The sequence below is a fragment of the Micromonospora mirobrigensis genome, from assembly GCF_900091555.1.
Classification (GTDB): Bacteria; Actinomycetota; Actinomycetes; order Mycobacteriales; family Micromonosporaceae; genus Micromonospora; species Micromonospora mirobrigensis.
In genome coordinates this window covers 314,207-339,553 of sequence record NZ_FMCX01000006.1, presented here as the reverse complement: position 1 = coordinate 339,553, position 25,347 = coordinate 314,207, and the positions used below count along the sequence as shown (strand labels likewise).

Sequence of the window (25,347 nt, the reverse complement as noted above, 5' to 3'; positions counted from 1 at the left end):
GATTCGGACACCGTCCGATCATAGTTCGGCCGTCCGCCGGACCTCAGGGTCGCGCCGCCCGCCGCTACGCTCGGCGGTCATGACGGCATCGAGAATCGCTCTGCTCGGGCAGGGCGTCGTTCCGGCCGGTGCGACCGTGCTGCGCGGCGACGACCTGGGCGTGCTGCGCGGCGACGGGCTCTTCGAGACCATGCACCTGCGCGGTGGGCGGCCCTGGCTGCGCGACGAGCACCTGGCCCGGCTGCGCCGGGGCGCGGCAGCGGTGGAGTTGCCGCTCCCCGCCGACCAGGCGCTGGTGGAGCTGTTGGAGGCCGTCGCCGCGGGGTGGCCGGCGGAGGTGGAGGGCGCGCTGCGGCTGGTCTGCACCCGGGGACCGGAGGGCGGCGGCCTGCCCACCGTGTACGCGACCCTCAACGAGGTGGCGCTGTCGTCCCGCCGGGCCCGCCGCGACGGGGTGACCGTGGCCACCCTCCCGCTGGGGGTGCCCGCCGCCACCCGACCGGAGCTGGACTGGCTCCCCGCCGGGATCAAGTCCACGTCGTACGGGGCGAGCACGGCGGCCCGGCGCTGGGCGGTCCGGCACGGGGTGGACGACGTGCTCTGGGTCTCCAGCGACGGGTACGTGCTGGAGGGGCCGGGCGCCAACGTGGTGTGGCTGGCCGGGGACACCCTCTGCGGCGTACCGGCCGCCACCACGGGGATCCTTCCCGGCACCACCGCCGCCTGGCTGCTCGCCCACGCCGCCGAGGCCGGCTGCGCGGCGGACGAGCGGATGGTCACCCCCGGGGAGCTGCACGCCGCGGACGGGCTCTGGTTCACCTCGTCCGTCCGCGGCCTGACCGAGTTCCGCTCGCTGGACGGCCACCCGGTCCCCCGCTCCCCGCACACGGCCACCCTCCAGGCCCTGCTCGGCTTCCCGGTCGACCCGCTGGGCTGAGCCGGCGGAGCGTCGGCCCGGCCCGGGCCGGGGGTGGGTGTCGGCGTCAGCCGCCGACCCGGACCAGCCGGGCGGAGAGGTGCGGGCTCAGCGCGTGCCCCATGGCGGCCATCTCCTGGGCGTAGAGCAGCGCGCCCTCGACGATGCCGAAGAGCCGGGCGCCGGCGGTGACCTCCTTGGCGGTCGCCGTCCGGACCACCGCGTCGGTGGTGAACTCGATCTGGGTGCCCTTGCGCTTGCCGATGTGCAGCTCCATGACCCCGGTCGGCACGGTCATCAGCGCCTCGATCTCGTCGGTGGCCCGGTCGCCGGCCATCACCGGCCGCCACCAGCCGATCTCCCGGCCGGCGGGACGCACCGGCCGGCTCTGCTCGTCCAGGATCCACGCCCGCGACTCGTAGAACAGGAACGGCCGGCCGTCGTGGCTGATCCGGATCTCCTGGGCGAAGTCGAAGTCCTCGATGTCGGGGAAGCCGCCCCGGCCGCGGCCCCGCCACACCCCGACGTACGGCAGCAGGCCGTCCAGCGCCGGGTGCAGCTTCGGGCCGACCCGCAGGTCGTGGCTCTCCTCGTACGGGTACGGGTCGACCGGCGGCGCGTTCAGCCACGGTGGCTGAAGCGGATTCTCACTCACCATTTTCCTCTCGAGATACGAACAGCGAGGTAGACCAGGCCGCCGGCGAGCGCGCCGAGGCCGGCGACCAGCAGGCTGACGAACCCGATCTCGGTAACCATCCCGGCCATCCTATGCTGGGCCCCATGGCCCGCTCCCTCGTCGTCAAGGTCACCGCGGGGGCGGACGCCCCCGAGCGGTGCGCCCAGGCCTTCACCGTCGCCGCCACCGCGGCCGCAGCCGGGGTGGACGTCTCGCTCTGGCTGACCGGCGAGTCCACCTGGTTCGCCCTGCCCGGCCGGGCGCAGCAGTTCGAGCTGCCGCACTCCGCGCCGCTGGCCGAACTGCTGCACGTCGTGCTGACCACCGGTCGGGTCACCGCCTGCACCCAGTGCGCCGCCCGCCGGGACATCGGTCCGGACGACGTGCTGCCGGGCGTACGCATCGCCGGTGCGGCGGTCTTCGTCGAGGAGGCCATGGCCGACGACGCGAAGGCGTTGGTCTACTAGCCGGACGCCCCGGCCCCGACGGGCCGGCGGCCGGTCGGGCGGGTGTGTCGATACCGGCCCCGCCGGACCGGCCGCTGCCTACGATTCGGATGTGACTGAGGCGACCGAGCGGTTCTTCGCGTCGCTGCCCTCCCGTGCACCGGTCGCCCTGCGCAACTCCGTGCTGCTGCGCCCCGTGCTGACCGGCACCCTCCAGATCGACCTGGTCGAGGGGCCGACCACCGACCACTGGCGGGTCGCCATGGCACCGGGCCAAGCCGAGGTGACCCGGGCCGACGGTGAGGCCGACGCCCGGTGGACCAGCAACCCTCGGCTGTTCGACCGGCTGGTCACCGGTGAGACGCAGGCCCTCGCGGCGGTGCTGCGCAACGAGGCCACGCTCAGCGGCAACGTCCTGCTGTGGCTGATGTTCCGCCGGTTCTTCCCCGACCCGCCGGGCACCCGCGATCCCCGCCAGCGGGCCCGGGAGCGGAACGGACGACCGAGGTGAAGGAGCTCGTCAGCATCCTGGACGGCAACACCTTCCTGGTCAGCGACCGCCGGGGGGACATCGAGCCGTCACACGACCGGCCCACCGGGCTCTTCTCGTTCGACACCCGTTTCCTGTCGACCTGGCTGCTGACCGTCGACGGGGACCGGTTGCACGCGCTCTCCATCGACGACTCGGAGTCGTACCGGACCCGGTTCTTCCTGGCCCCCGGTGAGCCGACGCACTACCTGGACGCCCGGGTGTCGGTGCTGCGGACCCGGACCATCGGCGGCAGCTTCGACGAACAGCTCACCGTGCTCAACCACGCCAAGGAGGAGGCCGAGTTCATCGTCCGGGTGGAGATGGGCGCCGACTTCGCCGACATCTTCGAGATCAAGGCCGTGCTGCGGAAGAAGGGCCGGACCGAGGCCACCGTCGAGCCGAACACGCTGCGGCTGACCTACCGGCGGGAGCACTTCCACCGCGAGGCGACGATCAGCAGCAGCGCCGCCGCCGAGGTCGACGAGGCCGGGATGACCTTCCGGGTCCGGATCCCGCCGCACGGGGAGTGGACCACCCGGCTGCACGTCGCCACGCTGATCTTCGGTGCCCGCGGCGAGGACTTCCGGGCCACCACCCCGCTGGGCGGCACCCGGTCGGTCGGCTCCATCCAAGTGGAACAGGACGAGCTGATCTCCCGCGCGCCGAAGCTCGGCTGCGACTGCGAGCCGCTGGCCACGGCGTACAACCGCAGCCTGCGGGACCTCGCGTCGCTGCGGTACGAGTCGATCACCTTCGGCAGCCGGCTGCTCGCCGCCGGCCTGCCCTGGTTCATGACGCTCTTCGGCCGGGACAGCATCTTCACCGCGCTTCAGGTGCTGCCCTTCCTCCCCGACCTGGTGCGGCCGACGATCAACCTGCTCGCCGGCCTCCAGGGCACCCGGCTGGACGACTTCCGCGACGAGGAGCCCGGCAAGATCCTGCACGAGCTGCGCTACGGCGAGACGGCCGGCTTCGAGGAGCAGCCGCACAGCCCCTACTACGGGTCGGCCGACTCGACGCCGCTCTTCGTCATCCTGGTCGACGAGTACGAACGCTGGACCGGCGACGTCCAACTGATCGTCGCCCTGGAGGACCACGTCCGTAAGGCGCTGGACTGGGTCGACACGTACGGGGACCTGCTGGGCACCGGCTACATCTGGTACGAGACCCGCAACCCGGACACCGGCCTGCCGAACCAGTGCTGGAAGGACTCGCTGGACTCGATCTCGTTCCGGGACGGCGCCCTGCCGGCGTTCCCCCGCGCCACCTGTGAGATGCAGGGCTACGCGTACGACGCGAAGCTGCGCGCCGCGCGGATGGCCCGGAAGTTCTGGAACGACCCGGCGTACGCCGACCGGCTGGAACGCGAGGCCGCCGAGCTGAAGGAACGGTTCAACCGGGACTTCTGGCTGCCCGAGCGGGAGTACTACGCGCTGGCCCTGGACCCGGAGGGGCGGCCGGTGGACGCGCTCACCTCCAACATCGGTCACCTGCTCTGGAGCGGCATCGTCGACCCGGAGCGGGCCGGGAGGATCGCCGGGCACCTGCTCGGACCCGACCTCTTCTCCGGGTGGGGGGTGCGGACCATGGCCGAGGGGCAGGGCCGCTACAACCCGATCGGCTACCACGTGGGCACGGTCTGGCCGTTCGACAACTCGATCATCGCCTGGGGCCTGTGGCGGTACGGGCTGCGGGACGAGGCGGGCCGGGTCTGCCGGGCGATGATCGAAGCGGCGAAGTACTTCGGCGGCCGGCTGCCCGAGGCGTTCGCCGGCTACGACCGGTCGCTGACCGACTATCCGGTGGAGTACCCCACCGCGTGCAGCCCGCAGGCCTGGTCGGCGGGGACGCCGCTGCTGATGCTGCGGGTCCTGCTCGGCCTCGAACCGCAGGGTGAACACCTGATCATCGATCCGCTGGTGCCGCCCGGCATGGGCCGGATCGAGCTGCTGGACATCCCCGGCCGGTGGGGGCGGGTGGACGCCCTGGGCCGCAGCCGCGACGAGACCAGCTGACCGCCGGGCGGTCCCGGGTGCTCCAGCCGGCCGGACGTCAGGCGGGGCAGCCGGCGGAGGCGGCGAGGCGGACCTCGTCGCCGGCCCGCTCCACCACGACGCTGACCGGGCCGCTGCGCCAGGCGTACACCTCGGGGGTCTCCCGCACCGGTGAGCCGCCGGCCAGCGGCGCGAGCGCGGCCAGGGTGGCCGGGGCGGGCCCGGTGGCGCGGACGGTGCGGGTGTTCGTCCCCCCGCCGGCGGGGCAGGGGGCGGCGCTCGGGGTCGGCTGCGGCGCGGCCGGCAGGCCCAGCGCGCGCAGGGCGGCGGCCAGCGCGGCGCCCTCCGGCCCGGGCGCGGCGGTCGGCGGCCGGTAGCCGGCGCCCACCGGGCGGCAGCCGGTGTCGGCGGTGAGCAGCGCCCGCCCGGGGCCGGCCGGGCGGCCCTCCACGGCGACGAACCCGCCCGCGTCGGCCCGCAGCCGGACCCCCTCGTCGGTGGCCCGGACCCTCGCCCACCAGTCCGCCGGCAGCCGGGCCGCGACCCGTTCCAGCAGCCCGCGTACGTCGTCACCGGCGAGGTCGACGGCGACCCCGCGTTCCAGCACGGCGCCGTCCTCCATCGGGGTGATCCGGCAGCCGCGGGTGACCCGCTCCGGGGTCAGCACCACCGCGCCCGCGTCACCCACCGCGGCCAGCAGCTCGCCGACCGCCCGGTCGACCACCGGCCCGGCCTGCGCCAGGTCCCGCTGCTCCCGGACCGTGGGCGGGTCGTCCCGCACCGAGACCCAGACGAGCACGCCCAGCAGCACGGCCCAGACCGTGGTCAGCGCGACCAGCCAACGAGACGCCCGGTGCGACGGCGTGCGCTCGCCGGGACCGGTCGGCGGGGCGTATCCCGCCGGGGCAGCACCACTCACCGGCCCATCGTGTCACGCACCGCCGACCCCGGATGTCACCCGGGCGGTCCAGCCCTGGGCCGCCGCCTTCACCCGGCGGCCGACGGCTGGAAACGGCTCGGGCCGGCCACCCCTGGACGGGGTGACCGGCCCGGACCGAGTCCTGCCACGCCGAGGCGCGTTAACAGGGGGCCCTTCCTATGCCGGAGGCGTTAAGAGGGGGCCCTTCCTTACGCGGCGACCGTGACGGCGACCTGGTTGATGCCGCGCTCGGCGGTCACGGCGGTGTCGCCGTTGCCGAGCCGGGACAGCGCCCGCAGCGTCCAGGCGCCCGGGGCGGCGAAGAAGCGGAACTGACCGGCCGGCGAGGTGACCACCTCGGCGGTGAACTCACCGGCCGAGTCGAGCAGCCGGACGTACGCGCCGGGCACGGCCTCGCCGGAGGCGGCCTGCACGACACCGGTGATCACGGTTTCCTTCTCCAGGTCCAGGCTGGCCGGCAGCGGGGCGGCCTGGTCGGGCGCGGCGCACCCGGCAGCGGTAGGAGCAGTCATCTCAGGCCTCCCCAGGCTCGTCGCCGAGCGCCACCGGCACGCCGACCAGCGAGCCGTACTCGGTCCAGGATCCGTCGTAGTTCTTCACGTTGCGGTGACCGAGCAGCTCCTGGAGCACGAACCAGGTGTGCGAGGAGCGCTCGCCGATCCGGCAGTACGCGATGGTCTCCTTGCCGTCGTCCAGCCCGGCCGCGGCGTAGATCTTGCGCAGCTCGTCGTCGGACTTGAAGGTGCCGTCCTCGTTGGCCGCCTTGGACCACGGGACGCTGATCGCGGTGGGGATGTGACCGGCCCGCTGGGCCTGCTCCTGCGGCAGGTGGGCGGGGGCGAGCAGGCGGCCGGCGAACTCGTCGGGGCTGCGCACGTCGACCAGGTTCTTGGTGCCGATCGCGTCGACCACCTCGTCGCGGAACGCCCGGATCGAGGTGTCCGGCTCCTGCGCGACGTACTGCGTGCGGGGGCGCTCCACCTTGTCGGTGACCAGCGGGCGGGCGTCCAGCTCCCACTTCTTGCGACCGCCGTCGAGCAGCTTGACGTCGCGGTGGCCGTAGAGCTTGAAGTACCAGTACGCGTACGCGGCGAACCAGTTGTTGTTGCCGCCGTAGAGGATCACGGCGTCGTCGTTGGCGATGCCCCGCTCGGACAGCAGCGCCTCGAACTGGGTCTTGTTGACGAAGTCCCGGCGGATCGGGTCCTGGAGGTCGGTCTTCCAGTCGAGCTTGATCGCACCGGCGATGTGGCCGGTGTCGTACGCCGAGGTGTCCTCGTCGACCTCGACGAAGACGACGCCCGGGGCGTCGATGTTCTTCTCGGCCCATTCGGCCGAGACGAGTGCGGTGTCGCGACTCATCTGATCACTCCCTGGTGAGGATGGACGGTGAGTCGGCGCGTGCGGTTCGAGATGGTGATGTCGCACCACGCGCGCGACCCATTGGGGTTGGGATCACGGGTTTGTGCGACGGCGCCGCTGCCGGGCGTTTCGGAGGGAGAACTCCGGGAGGGTGAGGACCCCTGGTGCCGGATGGTCGCTAGGCGACCGGAGACAGCCCCGCCGTCAGATGACGGAGCGACACAGGCAGGTGGCCACGCGGCACAGGTCGACCGCGCGCCGTTTGGTGAGGTGCGTCCCCATGGCCACGGAGACTACCAGCCGTCGCGGCCGCTGCCATCCCACCGACCAGCATCCGGGACGCGGACGTGCCCGCGACCAGGGGGTCGCGGGCACGGGCCGGACTGGTTCAGCTGACCGAGTTGATCGGCACGTTCGTCGCGTCGGCGGTCACCGCGAGCCCGTCGGGCTGCGGCTCGACATTGCGCACCGCGAGCTGGAAGGGCAGCTCGGGCAGGGGTACGTCCACGGAGATGCCCTTGGCGTAGTTGCTGAGCAGCGTCCGGGCCAGCGGCAGCGCCGGCAGGCCCTCGGCGTCCAGGTCGTTGAACTTCAACGCCACCTTGCCCTGCTCGCTGACCGTCACGTCGGCGGTGCCGTTGACGGTCAGCTGCACGCCGAGGATGTCCACCGGCGCGGTCACGGCCAGTCGGCCGTTCTGCTCGCCGAGCTTGAGCCCCGGCCGGTCGAGCAGCTTGGCCAGGCTGTCGTAGCTGATCGTGCCGGTGCCGTGGACCCGGTCGGCGACCACGTCGCCCTGGCCGGAGCGGATGGTGTCCAGCGAGGCTCGCACGTCCCGGGCGTCCACGTCGAGCTTCGGCAGGCTGACCGCGTCACCCTGCACGGAGCCCTGCACGTCGCGCAGCGCGATGGAGATGTGCTCGTACTTCCCCTCGGCCACCTGGGTGAGGAAGGGGAAGCCGGCGACGTCGACCTTCGGGGTCGACGCCCGGGCGTTCTGCTTGGCGAGCTCGTCGCCGACCTGCTTGGCGATCGCCCGCTCGGCCACCCCGGCGGCGACCCGGTCGGCGATCACCAGCAGACCGGCCAGCACCAGGAGCAGGACGAAGAGCGAGACGAGCACCTTGCGACCGCGGCGCCGCGGTCGCTTCTCGTACGCCGGTTGGGCCTCCGCCACGCCGCCTCCTGACTCCGGGCGCCGCGTCGCGACGCTCCCACCACCTGATACCCGCCCCGGCGGGCGCCGGCACGTCGGCCGGGGCCGTGGACGCGGCGGCGCCCCTCGATTACCCGATGCGAAATGAACTCAACCGTTGCCTCAGAGGAAGAGCGTGCACATCGCGTACGCGGCCGGTGCGGCCAGGGCGAAACCGCCGAGCGGCCCCTGGAGGTGCCGGGCGATCCACATGGTGGGCGGCTCACCGGCCATCAGCCGGCCGGCCTCGGCGTATCCGACGGCCAGGTCGGCGAGGACCGCGGTGCCCGCGGTGACCAGGCCGATCAGCGCGCCGCTGGTCGGGGTGAAGCCGACCAGGTAGCTGCCGAGCACCGCGCTGACCAGGGTGCCCAGCATCGCGCCGACCACCACGCCGGCCGCTCCGCGGGGCACCTGCGGCGCGAGCCGCGGCCAGGGCGCCACGGCGTCGGTGAGCCGGGCGACGGTGAGGGCGACACCGGTGGCGGTGAGGCAGACGGTGATCGCCTGCGTACCGGCCGGGATCCGGCCCAGCACGATCAGGGTGGCGAAGGCCACCACGCCGATCACGATCAGCAGGGTGGCGCCGAGCGACTCGGTGACCCGGGCCCGGTCCACCCGGCGGACCAGCTGGCCGAGCACGCCGAGCAGGAGTCCGCCGGCGGCGACGTACCCGAGGGGGGCCAGGGCGGCGATCTCCGAGCGGACGGCGGCGGCGTCGGCGGCCACCGCGACGCCCGCGCTGACCAGCGCGACCACCGCGAGGGCCGGTGGGCGCATGGCCATCGTCCAGGCGAGCACGTAGAGCAGCTGGACGCCGAGGATGATGCCGGCGAAGGGCAGCCGGTGCCCCGGTCCGGCGGTCTGAGCGCCGAGCACCAGGCCGACGCCGAGCAGCGCGGCGAAGCCGGCGACGGTCAGCGCGAGCGGCCGGTGGACCGGCACCGGCGGGACGGCCTCCTCCTCCGGCTCGACGACCTCGTCGTCGGGGCGCCGGGCCGGCTCTCCGCCTTTGCGCGCCCGGCGCGGGCCGCGCTTGCGCAGCTCGCCGGTCTCCTCGACCGCCGGGCCGGTACGCGGGCCGGGCGGGTAGCCACGGGGCTGGCCGGCCGGCGCCGGTCGGGGACCGTCGGCCCACGGGTCGCGGCCGGTCTCGGGCGAGGTGGAGGGATACACGACCCGATCGTGCCAGACCGGGCGGCGTCGGCGGAGGTCACGGTTTCGGCAACGTTAAAACCTGGGCCGCCATGAAGGGCATCTCGGGCAAAGGGTAAAGACCGTCGAGGGGCCGTCCGGGGGATCAGTTAGGCTCAACCCGTTACATCGCCCGTCAGCGACGCCGGGGCCCACGAAAGTTCTCAGCGGGCGCCCTCCGGGTTCCGCTGGTCGCGCGCGGCCCAGGCCGCCGGGACGGAGGTGATCGTGTGGAGCTCCTGCTGCTGGTGACCGCACGCGCAGGCGAACCATCCGCGGTGCTGCCGGCACTCGACCTGCTGCCGCACCCGGTTCGCACCGCGCCCCGTGACGTCCGCACCCTGGTCTCCGGCCCGAGCCCGGACGCCGTCCTGGTGGACGCCCGCTCCGAGCTGAGCGAGGCCCGCGCCACCTGCCGGATGCTGCACGCCACCGGGCTCGGGGTCCCCCTGGTCGCGGTGGTCACCGAGGCCGGGCTGATCGCGCTCAACGCCGACTGGGGCGTGGACGACGTCATCCTGGCCGGGGCGGGCCCCGCCGAGGTGGAGGCCCGGTTGCGGCTGGCGGTCGGCCGGCTCAGCAACGCCACGGCCGGGGCCGGCGGCTCCGTCCGGGCCGGCGAGCTGATGATCGACCCCGACACGTACGCGGCGAAGTTGAAGGGCCGGCCGCTCGACCTGACCTACAAGGAGTTCGAGCTGCTGAAGTTCCTGGCCCAGCACCCGGGCCGGGTCTTCACCCGGGACCAGTTGCTGCGCGAGGTGTGGGGCTACGACTACTTCGGCGGGACCCGGACGGTCGACGTGCACGTGCGGCGGCTGCGGGCGAAGCTCGGCTCGGAGTACGAGTCGATGATCGGCACCGTGCGGCAGGTGGGCTACAAGTTCGTCGTACCTCCGTCGCGGTCGCTGCCGGACGCGGAGCCGGCACCCCTCCCGGTCTGACCGATCTGCCCAACATTTCCGATTAGCCCGTTTTGCTAGTTCTGTTCGTCTTATTCTGACTGCCGGGTTCGGCGGTAGAGGGGGCGGACGGTGCGCGCAGTGACCACGGGGACGACGGCGGCGGCGCTCCGCACACCGACCGGACGGCCGCGCTGATGCCGGCGCGTACGACGGGCCGCGTGGCGGCGGTGCTCACCCTGGTCGCCGTGGCGCTGCTCGGCTCGGCCTACGGCCTCGGCCGCAGCCTGGTGCCCGATCCACCCCGCCGGGACAGCGGCGTGGCCACCAGCGTCGACGGGGCGCACTACGCCGACCAGCCGCCGGAGCCGAGCGCCGACGACCGCTGGGGGCGGACGTCGGAGTCACCCGGCCTGCCGCAGGCCAGCCAGGACGAGGCGCCGACCGCCGAGCCGCCGGCGGCCGACGGGGACGGCCCGTTCGGCAGCCGGATCAGCACCGGCTCGCCCCAGGTGGCGCTCACCTTCGACGACGGGCCGGACCCGCAGTGGACCCCGCAGGTGCTGGAACTGCTGCGGGCGTACCACGTCCGGGCCACGTTCTGCCTGGTCGGGCAGAACGCGCAGGACCACCCCGACCTGGTGCAGCAGATCGTCGCCGACGGGCACACCCTGTGCAACCACTCCTGGAGCCACGACCTGCTGCTCGGCAAGCGGTCCCCCGACCAGATCCGGGCCGACCTGTCGCGGACCAGCGAGGCGATCCGGGCCGCCGTGCCGGACGCGCGGATCGCCTACTTCCGGCAGCCGGGTGGCAACTGGACCTACCCGCTGGTCTCCGTCTGCCAGGAGTTGGGGCTGACCCCGCTGCACTGGTCGGTCGACCCGTCGGACTGGCAGGCCCCGGGCAGCACGAAGATCATCAACTCGGTGCTGACCGCGACCGGTCCCGGCTCGGTCGTGCTCATGCACGACGCCGGGGGTGACCGCCGGGGCACCGTCGAGGCGCTGTACACCCTGCTGCCGGAGCTGCAGAACCGGTACGGGCTGGAACCCCTCCCCACCGGTACGACATGAGGCGCCGGTGTCGGCCGGGGCGACTACGGTGACGGGGTGAGCAACGCCGAGCCGACCGTGGACCAGGTGACCCGGGCCGACCGACTGGCCCCCGACGAGGTGACCGAGGTGCTCGCCCTGGCCCGCGCCGCCGGCGACACCGACGGCGCCGACCCGTTCGACGAGCACACGCTGCTGCGGCTGCGCGACCCGCGGGCCGCGGCGGTGCACCTCGCCGCCCGGGCCGCCGACGGCACCCTCAGCGGTTACGCGCACCTGGACACCACCGACCCGGGCGGGGTCGGCGTCGAACTGGTGGTGCATCCGGCGTACCGGCGGCGGGGCACCGGCCGGGCGTTGGCCCGGGGAGTGCTCGCGGCAGCCACCGGGCCGCTGCGCGCCTGGGCGCACGGGGACCACCCGTCCGCCGCCGCGCTCGCGGTCGACCTGGGCTTCAACCGGGCCCGGGTGCTCTGGCAGCTGCGCCGCCCGCTCACCGCGCCGCTCGGCGAGCCCCGGCTGCCCGAGGGCGTCACGCTGCGGGCCTTCCGCCCCGGCGCCGACGACGACGCCTGGCTGGCGCTCAACGCCCGGGCCTTCGCCGAGCACCCCGAGCAGGGCCGGTGGACCGCCGAGGACCTGCGGCTCCGGCTGGCGGAGCCGTGGTTCGACCCGGAGGGCTTCCTGCTGGCCGTCGAGTCGGGCTCCGGCCGGCTGGTCGGCTTCCACTGGACCAAGGTGCACGAGCGCGCCGGCTCGGCCCGGATCGGCGAGGTGTACGTGCTGGGGGTGGATCCGGCCACCCACCGGGGCGGGCTGGGTCGGGCGCTGACCACAGCCGGCCTGGCATACCTGCGGGACCGGCGCGGCCTGGACCGGGTGATGCTCTACGTCGACGAGTCGAACACCGCCGCCGTGGCGCTGTACGAGCGGCTCGGCTTCGCCCGCTGGTCCGGCCACGTCAACTACCACCTGGGCTGAGCGGCCGGCCCACCCCGAAGGGGTAACGGCGCCGTCACGGCAAGGTGTAGGCCGGATAACAGCGAGCCGGACATGTGCCACATAAACGGATGATGCGACTGTCGTTCACCCAAACGACAGCCGGTCATCAGCCGACGGCCACCGTCGCTGCCGAGCTTGTTCATTCTCCGTTAACTTCCGACCGAGGAACCGTCCACCTGGCGCTCCTACCTTTCCCTTCAGCCGGTCAACGCGCCGGCAGCCCGGGCCCCCTCCGGGTGACCTGATCAAGGACGTGAAGGGAAACCCCTCAGGTGAAGCTCCAGCGGCACGGCACCATCGCCTGCCTCGCTCTTGCTGCGGTGCTCGGTCTCAGTGCTTGCGGCTCGGACAACAACGAGCCGGCGAACCCCTCGGCCTCCGGCTCCGCCGGCGCCACCGCCGCCGTCGACTGCGCCTCGGGCACGATCAACGCGCAGGGCTCGTCCGCCCAGAAGAACGCGATGGACGAGTGGATCAAGGCGTACCAGCAGAAGTGCACCGACGCGAAGATCAACTACGAGCCCAGCGGCTCGGGCGCCGGCATCCAGGCGTTCATCGCCGGCACCGCCGACTTCGCCGGCTCGGACTCCGCCCTCAAGGAGGAGGAGCAGCCGAAGGCCGACGCCAAGTGCGCCGGCGGCCAGGCGATCAACCTGCCGATGGTCATCGGCCCGGTCGCGGTCGTCTACAACGTGAGCGGCGTCGACAACCTCCAGCTCAAGCCGGCCACCATCGCCAAGATCTTCGCCGGCAAGGTGACCAAGTGGGACGACCCGGCCATCAAGGCCGACAACCCGGACGCCAAGCTGCCGTCGACCGCCATCCAGGCCGTCCACCGCGCCGACGAGTCGGGCACCACCGACAACTTCACCAAGTACCTCTCCAAGACCGCCGAGGCGGACTGGACCTTCGACCACGCCAAGGCGTGGAAGGCCCCGGGCGGCGTGGCCGCCCCGAAGTCCGACGGTGTGGCCAGCAAGGTCAAGAGCACCGAGGGCACGATCAGCTACGTCGAGTGGTCGTACGCCGAGAACGCCGGCCTGAGCAAGGCCAAGGTCGCCAACGGCGCCGGTGAGTTCACCGAGCTGACCGCCGAGGCGGCCGGCAAGACCATCGCCGGGGCCAAGATCGAGGGCCAGGGCGACGACCTGAAGATGTCGATCGACTACAACACCAAGGAGGCCGGGGCCTACCCGATCGTCCTGGTGACCTACGAGATCGTCTGCACCAAGGGCACCCCGGCCGAGAAGCTGGGCCTGATCAAGGGCCTGCTCGGCCACGCCGCCAGCAGCGAGGGCCAGTCCGAGCTGACCGAGCTCGGCTACGCGCCGCTGCCGGACGAGGTCCGCACCAAGGTCGAGGCCGCGGTCAAGAACCTCTCCTGACCGATCTGACCGGAAGAACCCCTTCCTCAACTCGAAGCGAGCGAGCAGATGGGTGAAACCCCTCACCGCTCGGCCGACGCCGGCACCGGCGGGCACACCGTGACCTCGAGTCACCAGTGGCCCGCCGGTGCCTCGGCGCGTGTGGCCGAGACCCCTGTCAGCGGCCGTACCCCGGGCGGGGACGGTCTCGGCGGTGGCGGCGGCCTGCCGCGCCGTCAGGCCTTCGGCACCGAGCGGGCCTTCCGCGGTCTCACGCTGGCGGCGGGCGCGCTGGTCCTGGTGATCATCGTGGCCATCGCGGCCTTCCTGATCGCCAAGGCCGTCCCGGCGCTCCAGGCGAACAGCGAGAGCTTCTGGACGTACGAGGGCTGGTTCCCCAACGACAACCCGCCCAAGTTCGGCATCGCCGCGCTCGCCTTCGGCACCGTGCTGACCGCCGCGCTGGCCCTGCTGATGGCGGTGCCGGTGGCCCTGGGCATCGCGCTGTTCCTGTCGCACTACGCGCCGCGGCGGCTCGGCAACGCCCTCGGCTTCCTGATCGACCTGCTCGCCGCCGTGCCGAGCGTGGTCTTCGGCCTGTGGGGCCGGGACTACCTGGTCGGCCCGGTCACCGACCTCTCGGTCTGGCTGAACACGTACTTCGGCTGGATCCCGATCTTCGGCGGCGACGGCCCGTACGGGAACTCGATCCTGCTCGGCTCGCTGGTACTGGCGATCATGGCGCTGCCGATCATCACCTCGCTCACCCGCGAGGTGTTCCTGCAGACCCCGACCGCCAACGAGGAGGCCGCCCTGGCCCTCGGGGCGACCCGGTGGGAGATGATCCGCACCGCCGTCCTGCCGTACGGCCGGCCCGGTGTGATCGCGGCGGTGATGCTCGGCCTGGGCCGCGCGCTCGGCGAGACCATCGCCCTGGCGCTGACCCTCGGCTCCACGTACGCGATCTCGTTCAACATCCTGGAGAGCGGCGGCAACACCATCGCCGCGAACATCGCCAACCGGTTCGCCGAGGCGAACGACACCGGGCGGGGCGCGCTGATCGCCTCCGGCCTGGTGCTCTTCGCGATCACGCTGCTGGTCAACATCGCGGCCCGCGCGATCATCTACCGCCGCCGCGAGTTCACGGAGTCCGCCGCATGACGACCTCGACGCTCACCTCCCACCGGCCGCGCCCGCCGGCCCAGCCGGCCACCCTGCGGACCCGCCGCCTGCCCCGCTGGGTCGCCCCGGCGATCGGCGTGGCGGCCCTGTTGATCGCCGCCGCCGTCGTGTACGGCGCCGGCATCGGCGGCCCGGTCCTGGTGGTGGTCCTCGGCGCCCTCCTCTACCTGGCCGGGCTCTTCGCCGCGGCCAACGCCGTGGAGGGACGCCGGTCGGCCCGCAACCGGACCTGGAGCGCCCTGATCCACTCGGCCTTCGTGCTGGCCGTCCTGCCGCTGGCCTCGGTGGTCTGGACGCTGGTCAGCAAGGGCGCCGAGCGGCTGGACGGCAACTTCTTCGGCACCTCGATGAACAACATCGGGGCCCGGGACGCCAACGGCGGCGCGTACCACGCGATCATCGGCACCCTGGAGCAGGTCGGCATCGCCACGCTGATCACCGTCCCGCTGGGCCTGCTCTGCGCCATCTACGTGGTCGAGTACGGCCGCGGCCGGTTCGCCTTCGCGATCCGGTTCTTCGTGGACGTGATGACCGGCATCCCGTCGATCGTCACCGGCCTGTTCGTGCTGGCCTTCTGGGTGCTGGTGGTCTCGCCGGTGTTCAACGACGGGCGGCCCGGGTTCTCCGGCTTCGCCGCCGCGCTGGCGCTGTCGGTGCTGATGCTGCCGACCGTCGTGCGGTCCACCGAGGAGATGCTGCGCCTGGTGCCCGCGCCGCTGCGCGAGGGCGCGTACGCCCTGGGTGTGCCGAAGTGGAAGACCATCCTGCGGGTGGTGCTGCCCACGGCGCTGCCCGGCATCGTCACCGGCGTGATGCTCGCCATCGCCCGCGCGGCCGGTGAGACGGCGCCGGTGCTCCTGGTCGCCGGCGGTGGCGCCGCGATCAACTTCAACCCGTTCGAGAACAACCAGTCGTCGCTGGCCCTCTTCGTCTACCAACAGGCCGGTGACGCGTCGAAGTACGCGCCGGCCCGGGCCTGGACCGCGGCGCTGACCCTGGTCGCCCTCGTGCTGGTCCTGACGATCGCCGCGAAGCTGCTGGCCCGTCGCAACCGGCTCGGCCGATGAACCCCGGAGGTACCACCACCATGGCCAAGCGCATCGACGCCTCGAACGTCACCGCCTACTACGGCGCCTTCAAGGCGATCGAGGACATCAACCTGACCGTCGAGCCGAAGACGGTGACCGCCCTGATCGGCCCCTCCGGCTGCGGCAAGTCGACGTTCCTGCGGTCGATCAACCGGATGCACGAGGTGCTGCCGGGCGCCCGGGTCGAGGGCAGCCTGACCATCGACGGTCAGGACATCTACGACCGGGACGTGGACGTCACCGCGGTCCGCCGCATGATCGGCATGGTCTTCCAGCGCCCGAACCCGTTCCCCACCATGAGCATCTTCGACAACGTGGTGGCCGGGCTGCGGCTCAACGGCGTCAAGAAGAAGTCGGTCCTGGCGGAGTCGGCCGAGAAGGCGCTCCGCTCGGCGAACCTCTGGGACGAGGTCAAGGACCGGCTGGGCAAGCCGGGCGCCGGTCTCTCCGGCGGTCAGCAGCAGCGGCTCTGCATCGCCCGGACCATCGCGGTCGAGCCGCAGGTGGTGCTGATGGACGAGCCCTGCTCGGCGCTGGACCCGATCTCCACCCTGGCGATCGAGGACCTGATGTTCCAGCTCAAGGACAAGTTCACGATCATCATCGTGACGCACAACATGCAGCAGGCCGCCCGGGTGTCCGACCGGACCGCCTTCTTCTCCATCGAGAAGACCGGCGACCCGGGCCGCCTGATCGAGTACGACAACACCCAGAAGATCTTCAGCAACCCGAGCGTGAAGAAGACCGAGGACTACATCACCGGCCGCTTCGGCTGAGGTGCAAGGAGGGGCCCCTTCTTATCGCATTCTGCATAGGAAGGGGCCCCTCTTAACGCCCCCGACCCGCGCCGGAGGCCGGGCAGGGGCAGTCAGGGCAGCAGGAAGCGCGGGTCGTCGCCGTCCAGGCCGGTCAGGCGCGGGGTGATCGGGGCGACCACGTCGCGGCCGGCGGCGGCGCGGGCCACCCCGGCGAGGTCACCGGCGGCGAGCACCTCGGCCAGGTTGATCATCGTGGGCGGGAGCATGGCGATCTCCCCGGCCTCCGCCCGGGCCAGGGCGTCCGTCGGGCGGATCCACATGGTGTGGTCGGCCTCGCCGGAGACGTCCCGGGTCCGCTGTCCCACGGGCAGCAGAGCCACGAAGAAGTACGTGTCGAAGCGGCGCGGCTCGAACTCCGGGGTGACCCACCGGCTCCACGGCAGCAGCAGGTCCGAACGGAGCGTCAGCCCACGCGAGGCGAGCAGGTCCGCGAAGCCCACCCGGCGGGCCACCAGGTCCTGTCGGGCCGCCTCCCAGTCGTCCCCGCTGACGTCGCCCACCACCGTGTCCGCGTCCGGGCCGGCCAGCAGCACCCCGGCCTCCTCGAAGACCTCCCGGGCGGCGGCGCAGACCACGGCCTGGGCGGCCGCCGGCGACAGGGCCACCCGCTCGCCCCAGGCCGCCGGGGCCGGTCCGGCCCAGTCCAGGTGGGTCTGCGAGTCCGACGGGTCGACGCCCCCGCCGGGGAACGCGTACACGCCGCCGAAGGCCATCGCGGCGACCCGGCGGATGACGTACACCTCGAAGTCGTCGCCGGCCGGTCGGAGCAGCAGCACGGTCGCCGCGACCCGGGGCACGGCCGGGGTCCCGCCCTCGGCGTAGAACCGGCGGGCGTGCTCGACCAGGGCCGGCGGGGGCGGGAAACCGTCGCTGTCGGTCGTCATCCCGCGAGCCTAGTTCCCGGCCGGTGGATCATCGTCCCGGCCGCCGCACGCCCCGGGATAGCCTGCCGGCATGACGCGTTGGGGAATCCTGGCCACCGGACACATCGCCGGCCGCTTCGCCGAGGACCTGCGGCTGGTCCCGGACGCCGAACTGGTCGCCGTCGGTTCCCGCAGCCGGGACACCGCCGAGCGGTTCGCCGCCCGGCACGGCATCGAGCGGGCGTACGCCTCCTGGGCGGAACTGGCCGCGGACCCGGACCTGGACGTCGTCTACGTGGCCACCCCGCACGCCGCCCACCACGAGGCCGCCATGGCCTGCCTGGACGGGGGCAAGGCGGTGCTGGTGGAGAAGCCGATCACCCTGGACCGGGCCGGCGCGGCCGAGTTGGTCGAGACCGCCCGGTCGCGTGGCCTGTTCCTGATGGAGGCCATGTGGATGCGGACGAACCCGGCGATCCTGCGGATGGTGGAGCTGATCGGGCAGGGCGCGATCGGCGCGGTGACCGGCGTACGCGCGGACTTCGGCGCGGCGGGGCCGTTCCCGCCCGAGCACCGGATGCGAGCCCGGGCGCTCGGCGGTGGGGCCCTGCTCGACCTGGGCGTCTATCCGGTGAGCCTGGCCCACCTGCTGCTCGGGGTGCCGCAGCACCTGCGGGCCTGGGCGAAGCTCGGCCCGGAGGGGGTGGACGAGAACACCGGGATGGTCCTCGGCTACGACTCGGGCGCGGTGGCCACGCTGAGCTGCGGGATGGTCGGGGCCACCCCGCTGACCGCCTCGGTCACCGGCACCACCGGCCGGATCGACCTGGCCGACCCGTTCTTCCGGCCCGGCGCGCTGACCGTGCACCGGGGCGACGCCGCGCCGGAGACGATCGACGTGGAGCTGGTCGGCGGCGGCTACCAGTACGAGGCGGCCGAGGTGCAGCGCTGCCTGGCCGCCGGCCTGCCGGAGAGCCCGCTGGTGCCGCACGCCGCCACGCTGGAGGTGATGGGCCTGCTGGACGACGTCCGCGCCCTGATCGGCGTCGACTACGCGTGACGGCAGGGCCCGATGTTAGGAGGGGCCCCTTGTTAACAGACGTCTGTTAACAAGGGGCCCCTCCTTGCACCAACGTCAGAAGAGCGGGCGGACCAGGAGGTAGGTCAGGCAGGCGATCAGCGCGGCCGCCGGGAACGTGATGATCCAGGCGATCACGATGTTGCCGGCCACGTTCCAGCGCACGGCGGAGAGCCGCTTGGTCGCGCCGACACCCATGATCGCCGAGGTGATCGTGTGGGTGGTGGAGATCGGGGCCTTCAGCACCAGGGCGTTGAAGTAGAGCACGGCGCTGGCCACGGTCTCGGCGGCGAAGCCCTCCGGCGGACCCAGGTCGATGATCTTCCGGCCCAGGGTGCGGATGATCCGCCAACCGCCGGAGTACGTGCCCAGGGCGAGCATCGTCGCCGAGGTCCAGAAGACCCACTGCGGGATGTGCGTCTTGTCGGACTGGTAACCACCGGTGTAGAGGGCCAGCACGACGATGCCCATGGTCTTGGCGGCGTCCTGCATGCCGTGGCCGACGGACATGGCGGCCGCGGAGGCGGTCTGCGCCCAGCGGAAGCCCCGGTTCAGCTTGCCCGGCTGACCCTTGCGGAACGCCCAGAGGATGGCCAGCATCAGCAGGTAGCCCAGGGTAAGGCCGACGATCGGCGACAGGATCATCGGCAGGATGACCTTCTCGCCGATGTTCGCCCACTGCACCACGCCGCCGGTGGCCAGCAGGGTCGCCCCGACCAGGCCGCCGAAGAGGGCGTGCGAGGACGACGACGGCAGCCCGAAGTACCAGGTGATCAGGTTCCAGGCGATGGCGCCGAGCACCCCGGCGAAGACCACCCCGAGGCTGCCCACCCCGGTCGGCAGGGTCACCAGGCCGTCACCGACGGTCTTGGCCACCCCGGCGCCGAAGTGCGCGCCGACGAAGTTGCCGACGGCGGCCAGCGCCAGGGCGATCCTGGGTGTCAGCGCCCGGGTCGAGATGCTGGTGGCGATGGCGTTCGCCGCGTCATGGAAGCCGTTCGTGTAGTCGAACGCCATGGCGGCGACGATCACCGCCAGCACGGCGATGAGTTCGGGGGTCACAGGATCAGGACTCCTTGACCGCGATGGTCTCGACGGTGTTCGCCACGTGCTCGAAGGCGTCGCAGGCGGCCTCCAGCTCGTCGGCGACCTCCTTCATCTTCAGCACGGTCAGCGCGTCGTACTCGCCGGAGAAGAGCCGGACCAGCAGCTGCCGGTTGATCCGGTCACCCTCGTTCTCCAGCCGGTTGCACTCGATCCAGTAGTCCTCGAGGTTCTTCATCGACCGCAGCCGGGGCATCGCCTCGGCGGTCAGCTTGGCCTGCTGGTCGAGCACGTTGACCATCTCGTGCAGCTCGCGGGGCAGCGCCGGCAGCTCGGTCAGGCCGTAGAGGTAGAGCAGGTCGCCGACCGCCTCCAGGTGGTCCATCACGTCGTCGAGCAGCGAGCCCAGCCGGTAGATGTCCTCCCGGTCGAACGGGGTGATGAAGGTAGAGTTGATCTTCTTGTACAGCTCGTGGGTGATCTGGTCGCTGTCGTGCTCGACCTCGGTGAGCCGCTCGCTGACCGACTGCACGTCCGCGCCGGGCAGCCCCAGCTCGTTGAGCAGCTCGGTGCCCTTCACCAGGTTCTGCGCGGCCCTGGTGAAGAGCTCGTAGAAGGCGCCCTCGGTGGGGCGGAAGGAAAACTTCACAGCACGGACCTCGTGGTGTCGGTGGAGGGTGGCGCGGTGCCACCGGGGGTGCCTGCCATGGGAATGCTAGGGAACGGCTGAGCCGGGAAATTCCCGGCCCACCCCTGGTCAGGCCCGGTTCACGCTTCGTTAACCTGCCGTTCACCTTCTGCCGCTTGAACCTCCCCCAGCCGGGCCCGCTCGGTGGCCACGTCGAAGTCCGCCGGCGGATACCCGAGATCCAGTCCGTCGAACGTCTCCCGCAGCAGCTGGGCCACCGCCCAGTCCCTGTACCACTTCCGGTCCGCCGGCACCACGAACCAGGGCGCGGCGTCCGAGCCGCACCGCGCCAGCGCCTCGGCGTACGCCGCCCGGTAGTCGTCCCACCGGGCCCGGGCGTCGATGTCACCCGGGTTGTACTTCCAGTACTTGCGCGGGTCGGTCAGCCGCTCCGAGAGCCGCTCGCCCTGCTCGGCCCGGGAGATGTGCAACATCACCTTGACCAGGGTCACCCCACCGGAGGTCAGCTCCCGCTCGAAGTCGTTGATCTCGTCGTACCGGGCCCGCCAGGTGGCCTCGGGCACCAGCCCGTCCACCCGGGCCACCAGCACGTCCTCGTAGTGCGAGCGGTTGAAGATCCCGACGTACCCGGGTGGTGGCAGGGAGCGCCGGATCCGCCACAGGAAGTCGTGCCGCAACTCCTCCGGCGTCGGCGGGCCGAACGACCGGATATGCAGGCCGAGCGGGTTCATCGCGCCGGCCACCCGCTTGATCGTCCCGTCCTTGCCACCGCAGTCCATCGCCTGGAGCACCAGCAGCACCCGGCCGGGCCGACCCGGGCCCAGCTCCGGGCCGCCGGTGGTCGGGGCCGAGGTGGGCGCGGCCGAGTCGGCCGCCGCCTTCGCCGTGGCGAAGAGCATCTCCTGCTGCCGCCCCAGCTCACCGCCGATCGCCTCGACCTGTTGGCGGGCCCACGCCTTGCGCGCGCCGCCGGACCCCGCGGCCCCGGGCAGCCCGGGGGTGGACCGGGGACCGATCGCGTCCAGGTCGACCGGGGTGCCGTCCGACGGGACCCGCAGCAGGTCCCGCATCGCGCCGCCCTCGGGCGGCACGATCTCCGTCACGTCATCAGAGCCCATCCCCCGATCCTCACCCACCCGGCCACCATCCGCCTCCCGAGCGCGCCGGCCACGCCGGGGCACCCCGCCGGGTCACGTTCCGGGGCGCCGGGACGTCCATGGGACGGGCAGAATCTGTGCGGGGAGGCCGGGATGACGGTGGAGACGACGGCGGCGGAGTTCGAGGCCGAGCGCGGGCGGCTGACCGCGGTGGCGTACCGGATGCTCGGCAGCCGCGGCGAGGCCGAGGACGCCGTCCAGGAGACCTGGCTGCGATATTCCACGGCCCTCGGTGACCCCGCCGCCCGTGCCGAGGTACGCCACCTGCGCGCCTGGCTCACCACCACCTGCGCCCGGATCTGCCTGGACGTGCTCCGCTCGGCCCGGGTACGCCGGGAGACGTACCCCGGGCAGTGGCTGCCCGAGCCGTTGGTGGCCCCGCTCCCGCCGGCGGCCGACGGGTTCGCCCCCGACCCGGCCGAACGGGCGCTGCGCCGCGACCAGCTCGGCACCGCCCTCCAGGTGGTGCTGGAACGGCTGGGCCCGGAACAGCGGGTGGCGTTCGTCCTGCACGACGTGTTCGCCGTGCCGTTCGCCCGGATCGCCGAGGCGCTGGACACCACGCCCGAGGCGGCCCGGCAGCTCGCCTCCCGGGCCCGGCGGGCGGTGACCGCCGCCGACGTACCCCGGCACACCGCCGACCCGGCCGAGCAGCGGCGGGTGCTGGCCGCCTTTCTGGCGGCCACCGAGTCCGGCGACCTCGCCGCCCTGGTCCGGGTGCTCGCCCCCGACGTGGTGCTGATCGGCGACAGCGGCGGTCGCTTCCCGGCCGCCCGCCGCCCGGTCACCGGCCCGGACGCGGTCGGCCGGTTCACCCTCGGCCTGTTCGCCCAGGCCGCGCGGCGCGGCCAGCGGGTCCGGTCCGGGGTGGTGCTGGTGGACGGGTCGCTCGGGTTGCAGTTCGAGGGCGTGCACACCGACGGCCGGCCGATGCGGCTGGTCGTCGCGTTCGCCATGGCCGACGGCCGGATCACCGGCATCTTCAACCAGCTCAACCCGGAGAAGGTGGCCGGCCTGCCGGCGCTGCCCGAATCCGCCGGCTGGCCGCCGCGCTGGTGACCGCTCCCGGTCAGACCACCAGGGCCAGCCACTTCCGGTACGACGTGGCGAACGGCTCGGTGCCGTCGCCCAGCGCGCCGAAGAGCCACCGCGCCGCCGCCTCCGCCTCGACCACCACGTCGTCGGGGTAGCCGAAGCGCTCCCGGTGCTCGGCGAACTCGTCCTCGTCGCGCAGCTCGACCAGCCCGGTGCCGCGCCGGCGCACCACGTCCAGGTCGAGGTCGACCAGGTGGACGGTGTCCTGCCCGTCCCAGCGGGCCGGGGTGGCGATGTCGCAGTAGACCTCGCTGGTCCGCGGCGGCGGGTTGAACATCCCCGTCCACCAGCCGTGGTGCGGCACCAGCAGCACGAACGGGATCTGCTCCACCGAGGGCCGACCGTGGTAGACCGACTCGGTGCCGATCGACACGCCGAGCCAGACACCGAGGTCGTCCTCGGCGAGGCGGCGGGCCGGGTAGTCGCGGTGGGCGCTGCCGTCGTACTTGCGGTAGATCACACGGACCACGTCGCTCGGCATGAGTCGCACCCTAACCGATACCGCCCATCCGACGCTGCGACGGAGGTAACCGGAAACGGGGTACGTGGTTCCGCACGGTGACCGCGCCACCGGCGGGGTCGGCCACCCCTGTCACCCCCGGCGGGTACCGTCGCACGGTGACCCCGCCCCGCACCGCCACCGGCCCCGCCCTGTCCCGCGGGAAGCGCCGGGGCGCCCGGCCCAGCGCGACCGAGCTGCTCACCGCCGCGGTGGGCGCGGTCCCCGGTGGCGCCACCCGCCCCGGCCAGCAGCAGATGACCGAGGCGATCGAGCGGAGCGTCACCTCCCGCGAGCACCTGCTCGTGCAGGCCGGCACCGGCACCGGCAAGTCCCTGGCCTACCTGGCCCCGGCGCTCACCGTGGACGGCCCCGTGGTGGTCTCCACCGCCACCCTGGCGTTGCAGTCCCAGCTGGTCGACCACGACCTGCCCCGGCTCGCCGACGCGGTCGAGCCGCTGCTCGGCCGGCGCCCCACCTTCGCCGTGCTGAAGGGCCGGCACCACTACCTCTGCCTGGCCCGGCTGGACAACTCGACCGAGGACGAGCCGGAGGACACCCTCTTCGACGCCCCGCCCGCCCGCCCGGCCGGCGGGACGAAGTGGCTCGGTGAGGCCGGCCGGCTCGGCAAGCAGATCCAGCGACTGCGCGACTGGGCCGAGAAGACCGACACCGGCGACCGCGACGAGCTGGACCCGGGCGTCGACGACCAGGCCTGGCGGCTGGTCTCCATGCCGGCCCGGGAGTGCGTCGGGGCCAGCCGCTGCCCCTTCGGGCAGGAGTGCTTCGCCGAGGCGTCCCGGGCCCGCGCCCGGGAGGCGGACATCGTGGTGACCAACCACAGCCTGCTCGCCGTGGACATGCTCGCCGGCCGGCACATCGTCCCCCCGCACAAGCTGCTCATCGTCGACGAGGCGCACGAGCTGGCCGACCGGGTCTCCTCGGCGGCCCAGGCCGAGCTGGTCCCGGAGCTGATCGACCGGGCCGCCCGGCGGGCCCGGCCGCTGCTGCGGCCCGACGTCGCCGACCGGCTCACCGAGGCCGGCGACGCCCTCGCCGTGGGGCTGGCCGAGGCGCCCGCCGGCCGGATCACCGCCGGCCTGCCGGCGCCGCTGCGCGAGGCGTGCACCCTGCTCGACGCCGCCACCCGGGCCGCCCTCGAGGCGATCGGCGACGTCAAGGCCGACGACCCCGACCCGGTCCGCAAGCAGCAGGCCAAGGCGGTGCTCGACGAGCTCTCCACCACCGCCCAGCGGCTGCTGGAGGAGGGCGACCACGACGTCGCCTGGGTGGAGAAGCCCGACAACGGCTCCCGCCGGGCCCTGGTGGTCGCGCCGCTCTCGGTCGCCGGCACCCTCGCCACCCACCTGTACGACGAGCGCACCGTCGTGGCCACCTCGGCCACCCTGGCGCTGGGCGGCCGCTTCGACACCGTCGCCCGGGCGCTCGGACTGGACGCGCCGCCACCCGCCCCGCCGTCGCCGGCCGCCGCCGCGCTGGCCGCCAGCACCGCGCGCGGTGACGCGGCCGTCCCCGCCCCGGTGGCCGCCGCGCCGGGCAGCCGGGCCGCCACCGGCACCGTACCGGCCACCGAGGGCCCCGGGTGGCGTTCGCTGGACGTCGGCTCCCCCTTCGACTACGCCCGGCAGGGCATCCTGTACGTCGCCGCGCACCTGCCCCGCCCCAGCGTCTCCGGCCTGCCCGAGGCGGCCGGCGAGGAGCTGCTCGGGCTGGTCGCGGCGCTCGGTGGGCGTACCCTCGGGCTCTTCTCCTCCCGGCGGGCCGCGCAGCAGGCGGCGGAGCTGCTCCGCGCGCGGACCGACCTGCCGGTGCTGCTCCAGGGCGAGGAGGCGCTGCCGCTGCTGGTCCGCAGGTTCCGCGAGCAGCGGGAGAGCTGCCTGTTCGGCGTCATGTCGCTCTGGCAGGGGGTGGACGTGCCGGGCGACGCCTGCCAGCTGGTGGTGATCGACCGGCTGCCCTTCCCGCGCCCCGACGAGCCCCTGGCCGCGGCTCGGGCGGCGGCCGTCGACGCCGGCGGTGGCTCCGGCTTCGCCGCGGTCAGCGTGCCGATCGCCGCGGTACGCCTCGCCCAGGGCGTGGGTCGGCTGATCCGGGCCACCGGCGACCGGGGGGTGGTGGCGGTGCTGGACTCCCGGCTGGAGACCGCCCGCGGCTACGGGCCGTTCCTGCGCCGCTCGCTGCCCCCGTTCTGGTACACCACCCGACCGGAGGTCGCCCGCGGCGCCCTGGAACGCCTCGCCCGGTCCTGATCGACGCGAGCCCGCCCCCGCGTGGG

26 protein-coding genes and 1 pseudogene are annotated in these 25,347 nt (G+C 73.2%); 14 read left to right on the top strand and 13 right to left on the bottom strand.

The genetic code is table 11. From position 1 onward, the window contains the following. The first annotated feature begins 79 nt into the window (after positions 1–79). Complete coding sequence (locus GA0070564_RS21275) at positions 80–937, top strand: aminotransferase class IV (RefSeq protein ID WP_091611272.1); 858 nt, start codon at positions 80–82, stop codon at positions 935–937. Between the two features lie 46 nt (positions 938–983). On the opposite strand, the gene GA0070564_RS21270 is transcribed toward GA0070564_RS21275, so the two are convergent. Together GA0070564_RS21270 and mtfM are read right to left on the bottom strand one after the other, a co-directional pair. Beyond that, positions 984–1,574 (bottom strand): heme-binding beta-barrel domain-containing protein, encoded by a 591-nt coding sequence (locus GA0070564_RS21270; RefSeq protein WP_091611268.1) that lies wholly within the window; start codon positions 1,572–1,574, stop codon positions 984–986. Continuing rightward, entirely contained in the window at positions 1,568–1,672 is a 105-nt protein-coding gene (mtfM, locus tag GA0070564_RS30260) for a small membrane protein MtfM (RefSeq protein WP_046570768.1), read from the bottom strand. The genes GA0070564_RS21270 and mtfM overlap by 7 nt, the downstream gene beginning before the upstream one ends. Before the next feature lie 12 nt (positions 1,673–1,684). On the opposite strand from mtfM, the gene GA0070564_RS21265 reads away from it, so the two are divergent. The 3 genes from GA0070564_RS21265 to GA0070564_RS21255 all read left to right on the top strand — a co-directional run bounded on the left by GA0070564_RS21265 (position 1,685) and on the right by GA0070564_RS21255 (position 4,585). After that, a complete protein-coding gene (locus tag GA0070564_RS21265; protein WP_088968641.1) occupies positions 1,685–2,059 on the top strand; it encodes a DsrE family protein in 375 nt (124 codons plus the stop codon). A 91-nt stretch (positions 2,060–2,150) separates the two neighbouring features. Further along, positions 2,151–2,549: an SCP2 sterol-binding domain-containing protein gene (locus GA0070564_RS21260; protein WP_091611265.1), complete on the top strand. Its 399-nt coding sequence runs from the start codon at positions 2,151–2,153 to the stop codon at positions 2,547–2,549. Then, the gene (locus GA0070564_RS21255) at positions 2,546–4,585 is read left to right on the top strand and encodes an amylo-alpha-1,6-glucosidase (RefSeq protein WP_091611261.1); all 2,040 of its coding nucleotides are present in this window, start codon (positions 2,546–2,548) and stop codon (positions 4,583–4,585) included. Before GA0070564_RS21260 ends, GA0070564_RS21255 begins: the two co-directional genes overlap by 4 nt. Before the next feature lie 37 nt (positions 4,586–4,622). On the opposite strand, the gene GA0070564_RS21250 is transcribed toward GA0070564_RS21255, so the two are convergent. The 6 genes from GA0070564_RS21250 to GA0070564_RS21230 all read right to left on the bottom strand — a co-directional run bounded on the left by GA0070564_RS21250 (position 4,623) and on the right by GA0070564_RS21230 (position 9,237). Continuing rightward, positions 4,623–5,483: a hypothetical protein gene (locus GA0070564_RS21250; protein ID WP_091611258.1), complete on the bottom strand. Its 861-nt coding sequence runs from the start codon at positions 5,481–5,483 to the stop codon at positions 4,623–4,625. A gap of 209 nt (positions 5,484–5,692) precedes the next feature. Further along, a complete protein-coding gene (locus GA0070564_RS21245) occupies positions 5,693–6,016 on the bottom strand; it encodes a DUF1416 domain-containing protein (protein WP_091611255.1) in 324 nt (107 codons plus the stop codon). Position 6,017: 1 nt separating this feature from the next. Next, on the bottom strand, positions 6,018–6,866 hold the full coding sequence (locus GA0070564_RS21240; protein WP_091611252.1) for a sulfurtransferase: 849 nt from the start codon (positions 6,864–6,866) through the stop codon (positions 6,018–6,020). Positions 6,867–7,070: 204 nt separating this feature from the next. Continuing rightward, positions 7,071–7,148 (bottom strand): Ms5788A family Cys-rich leader peptide, encoded by a 78-nt coding sequence (locus tag GA0070564_RS30380; RefSeq protein WP_323135737.1) that lies wholly within the window; start codon positions 7,146–7,148, stop codon positions 7,071–7,073. A 106-nt stretch (positions 7,149–7,254) separates the two neighbouring features. Continuing rightward, positions 7,255–8,043, bottom strand: a complete 789-nt coding sequence (locus GA0070564_RS21235) for an LmeA family phospholipid-binding protein (RefSeq protein ID WP_091611248.1) — start codon at positions 8,041–8,043, stop codon at positions 7,255–7,257. A gap of 141 nt (positions 8,044–8,184) precedes the next feature. Next, positions 8,185–9,237 (bottom strand): hypothetical protein, encoded by a 1,053-nt coding sequence (locus GA0070564_RS21230; RefSeq protein WP_091611243.1) that lies wholly within the window; start codon positions 9,235–9,237, stop codon positions 8,185–8,187. Between the two features lie 248 nt (positions 9,238–9,485). Between GA0070564_RS21230 and GA0070564_RS21225 the strand changes: the two genes are divergently transcribed. The 7 genes from GA0070564_RS21225 (at position 9,486) to pstB (ending at position 16,624) form a co-directional block, all read left to right on the top strand. Further along, positions 9,486–10,199 (top strand): winged helix-turn-helix transcriptional regulator, encoded by a 714-nt coding sequence (locus GA0070564_RS21225; RefSeq protein WP_091611239.1) that lies wholly within the window; start codon positions 9,486–9,488, stop codon positions 10,197–10,199. Positions 10,200–10,354: 155 nt separating this feature from the next. Beyond that, positions 10,355–11,233 carry a polysaccharide deacetylase family protein gene (locus tag GA0070564_RS21220; RefSeq protein WP_091611236.1) on the top strand — a complete coding sequence of 293 codons (879 nt, stop codon included), beginning with the start codon at positions 10,355–10,357 and terminating at the stop codon, positions 11,231–11,233. A 36-nt stretch (positions 11,234–11,269) separates the two neighbouring features. After that, complete coding sequence (mshD, locus tag GA0070564_RS21215; RefSeq protein ID WP_091611231.1) at positions 11,270–12,193, top strand: mycothiol synthase; 924 nt, start codon at positions 11,270–11,272, stop codon at positions 12,191–12,193. Positions 12,194–12,486: 293 nt separating this feature from the next. Beyond that, positions 12,487–13,599: a phosphate ABC transporter substrate-binding protein PstS gene (pstS, locus tag GA0070564_RS21210; RefSeq protein WP_091611227.1), complete on the top strand. Its 1,113-nt coding sequence runs from the start codon at positions 12,487–12,489 to the stop codon at positions 13,597–13,599. 48 nt (positions 13,600–13,647) lie between these two features. Further along, positions 13,648–14,739: a phosphate ABC transporter permease subunit PstC gene (gene pstC / locus GA0070564_RS21205; protein WP_091611223.1), complete on the top strand. Its 1,092-nt coding sequence runs from the start codon at positions 13,648–13,650 to the stop codon at positions 14,737–14,739. Beyond that, positions 14,736–15,827: a phosphate ABC transporter permease PstA gene (gene pstA / locus GA0070564_RS21200; protein ID WP_091611220.1), complete on the top strand. Its 1,092-nt coding sequence runs from the start codon at positions 14,736–14,738 to the stop codon at positions 15,825–15,827. Before pstC ends, pstA begins: the two co-directional genes overlap by 4 nt. A gap of 20 nt (positions 15,828–15,847) precedes the next feature. Continuing rightward, entirely contained in the window at positions 15,848–16,624 is a 777-nt protein-coding gene (gene pstB, locus GA0070564_RS21195; RefSeq protein WP_091611216.1) for a phosphate ABC transporter ATP-binding protein PstB, read from the top strand. Positions 16,625–16,716: 92 nt separating this feature from the next. Here the strand turns inward: pstB and GA0070564_RS21190 are convergent, their stop codons facing one another. After that, positions 16,717–17,550 carry an NUDIX hydrolase gene (locus GA0070564_RS21190; protein WP_091611213.1) on the bottom strand — a complete coding sequence of 278 codons (834 nt, stop codon included), beginning with the start codon at positions 17,548–17,550 and terminating at the stop codon, positions 16,717–16,719. Positions 17,551–17,620: 70 nt separating this feature from the next. On the opposite strand from GA0070564_RS21190, the gene GA0070564_RS21185 reads away from it, so the two are divergent. Next, on the top strand, positions 17,621–18,589 hold the full coding sequence (locus GA0070564_RS21185) for a Gfo/Idh/MocA family protein (protein WP_091611208.1): 969 nt from the start codon (positions 17,621–17,623) through the stop codon (positions 18,587–18,589). A 75-nt stretch (positions 18,590–18,664) separates the two neighbouring features. On the opposite strand, the gene GA0070564_RS21180 is transcribed toward GA0070564_RS21185, so the two are convergent. The 3 genes from GA0070564_RS21180 to GA0070564_RS21170 all read right to left on the bottom strand — a co-directional run bounded on the left by GA0070564_RS21180 (position 18,665) and on the right by GA0070564_RS21170 (position 21,418). Further along, positions 18,665–19,669 carry an inorganic phosphate transporter gene (locus tag GA0070564_RS21180; protein ID WP_091611205.1) on the bottom strand — a complete coding sequence of 335 codons (1,005 nt, stop codon included), beginning with the start codon at positions 19,667–19,669 and terminating at the stop codon, positions 18,665–18,667. A gap of 4 nt (positions 19,670–19,673) precedes the next feature. Then, positions 19,674–20,300, bottom strand: coding sequence for a DUF47 domain-containing protein (locus GA0070564_RS21175; protein ID WP_091611201.1), 627 nt, complete (start codon positions 20,298–20,300; stop codon positions 19,674–19,676). A gap of 119 nt (positions 20,301–20,419) precedes the next feature. After that, on the bottom strand, positions 20,420–21,418 hold the full coding sequence (locus GA0070564_RS21170) for a PPK2 family polyphosphate kinase (RefSeq protein WP_245670132.1): 999 nt from the start codon (positions 21,416–21,418) through the stop codon (positions 20,420–20,422). 138 nt (positions 21,419–21,556) lie between these two features. On the opposite strand from GA0070564_RS21170, the gene sigJ reads away from it, so the two are divergent. Further along, complete coding sequence (sigJ, locus tag GA0070564_RS21165; RefSeq protein WP_091611682.1) at positions 21,557–22,516, top strand: RNA polymerase sigma factor SigJ; 960 nt, start codon at positions 21,557–21,559, stop codon at positions 22,514–22,516. Positions 22,517–22,526: 10 nt separating this feature from the next. Here the strand turns inward: sigJ and GA0070564_RS21160 are convergent, their stop codons facing one another. Then, on the bottom strand, positions 22,527–23,033 hold the full coding sequence (locus tag GA0070564_RS21160) for a DUF402 domain-containing protein (RefSeq protein WP_091611192.1): 507 nt from the start codon (positions 23,031–23,033) through the stop codon (positions 22,527–22,529). 89 nt (positions 23,034–23,122) lie between these two features. Between GA0070564_RS21160 and GA0070564_RS21155 the strand changes: the two are divergent. Beyond that, a pseudogene (locus tag GA0070564_RS21155) lies at positions 23,123–25,321 on the top strand (ATP-dependent DNA helicase); the annotation flags it as partial. Between the last annotated feature and the right edge of the window lie 26 nt (positions 25,322–25,347).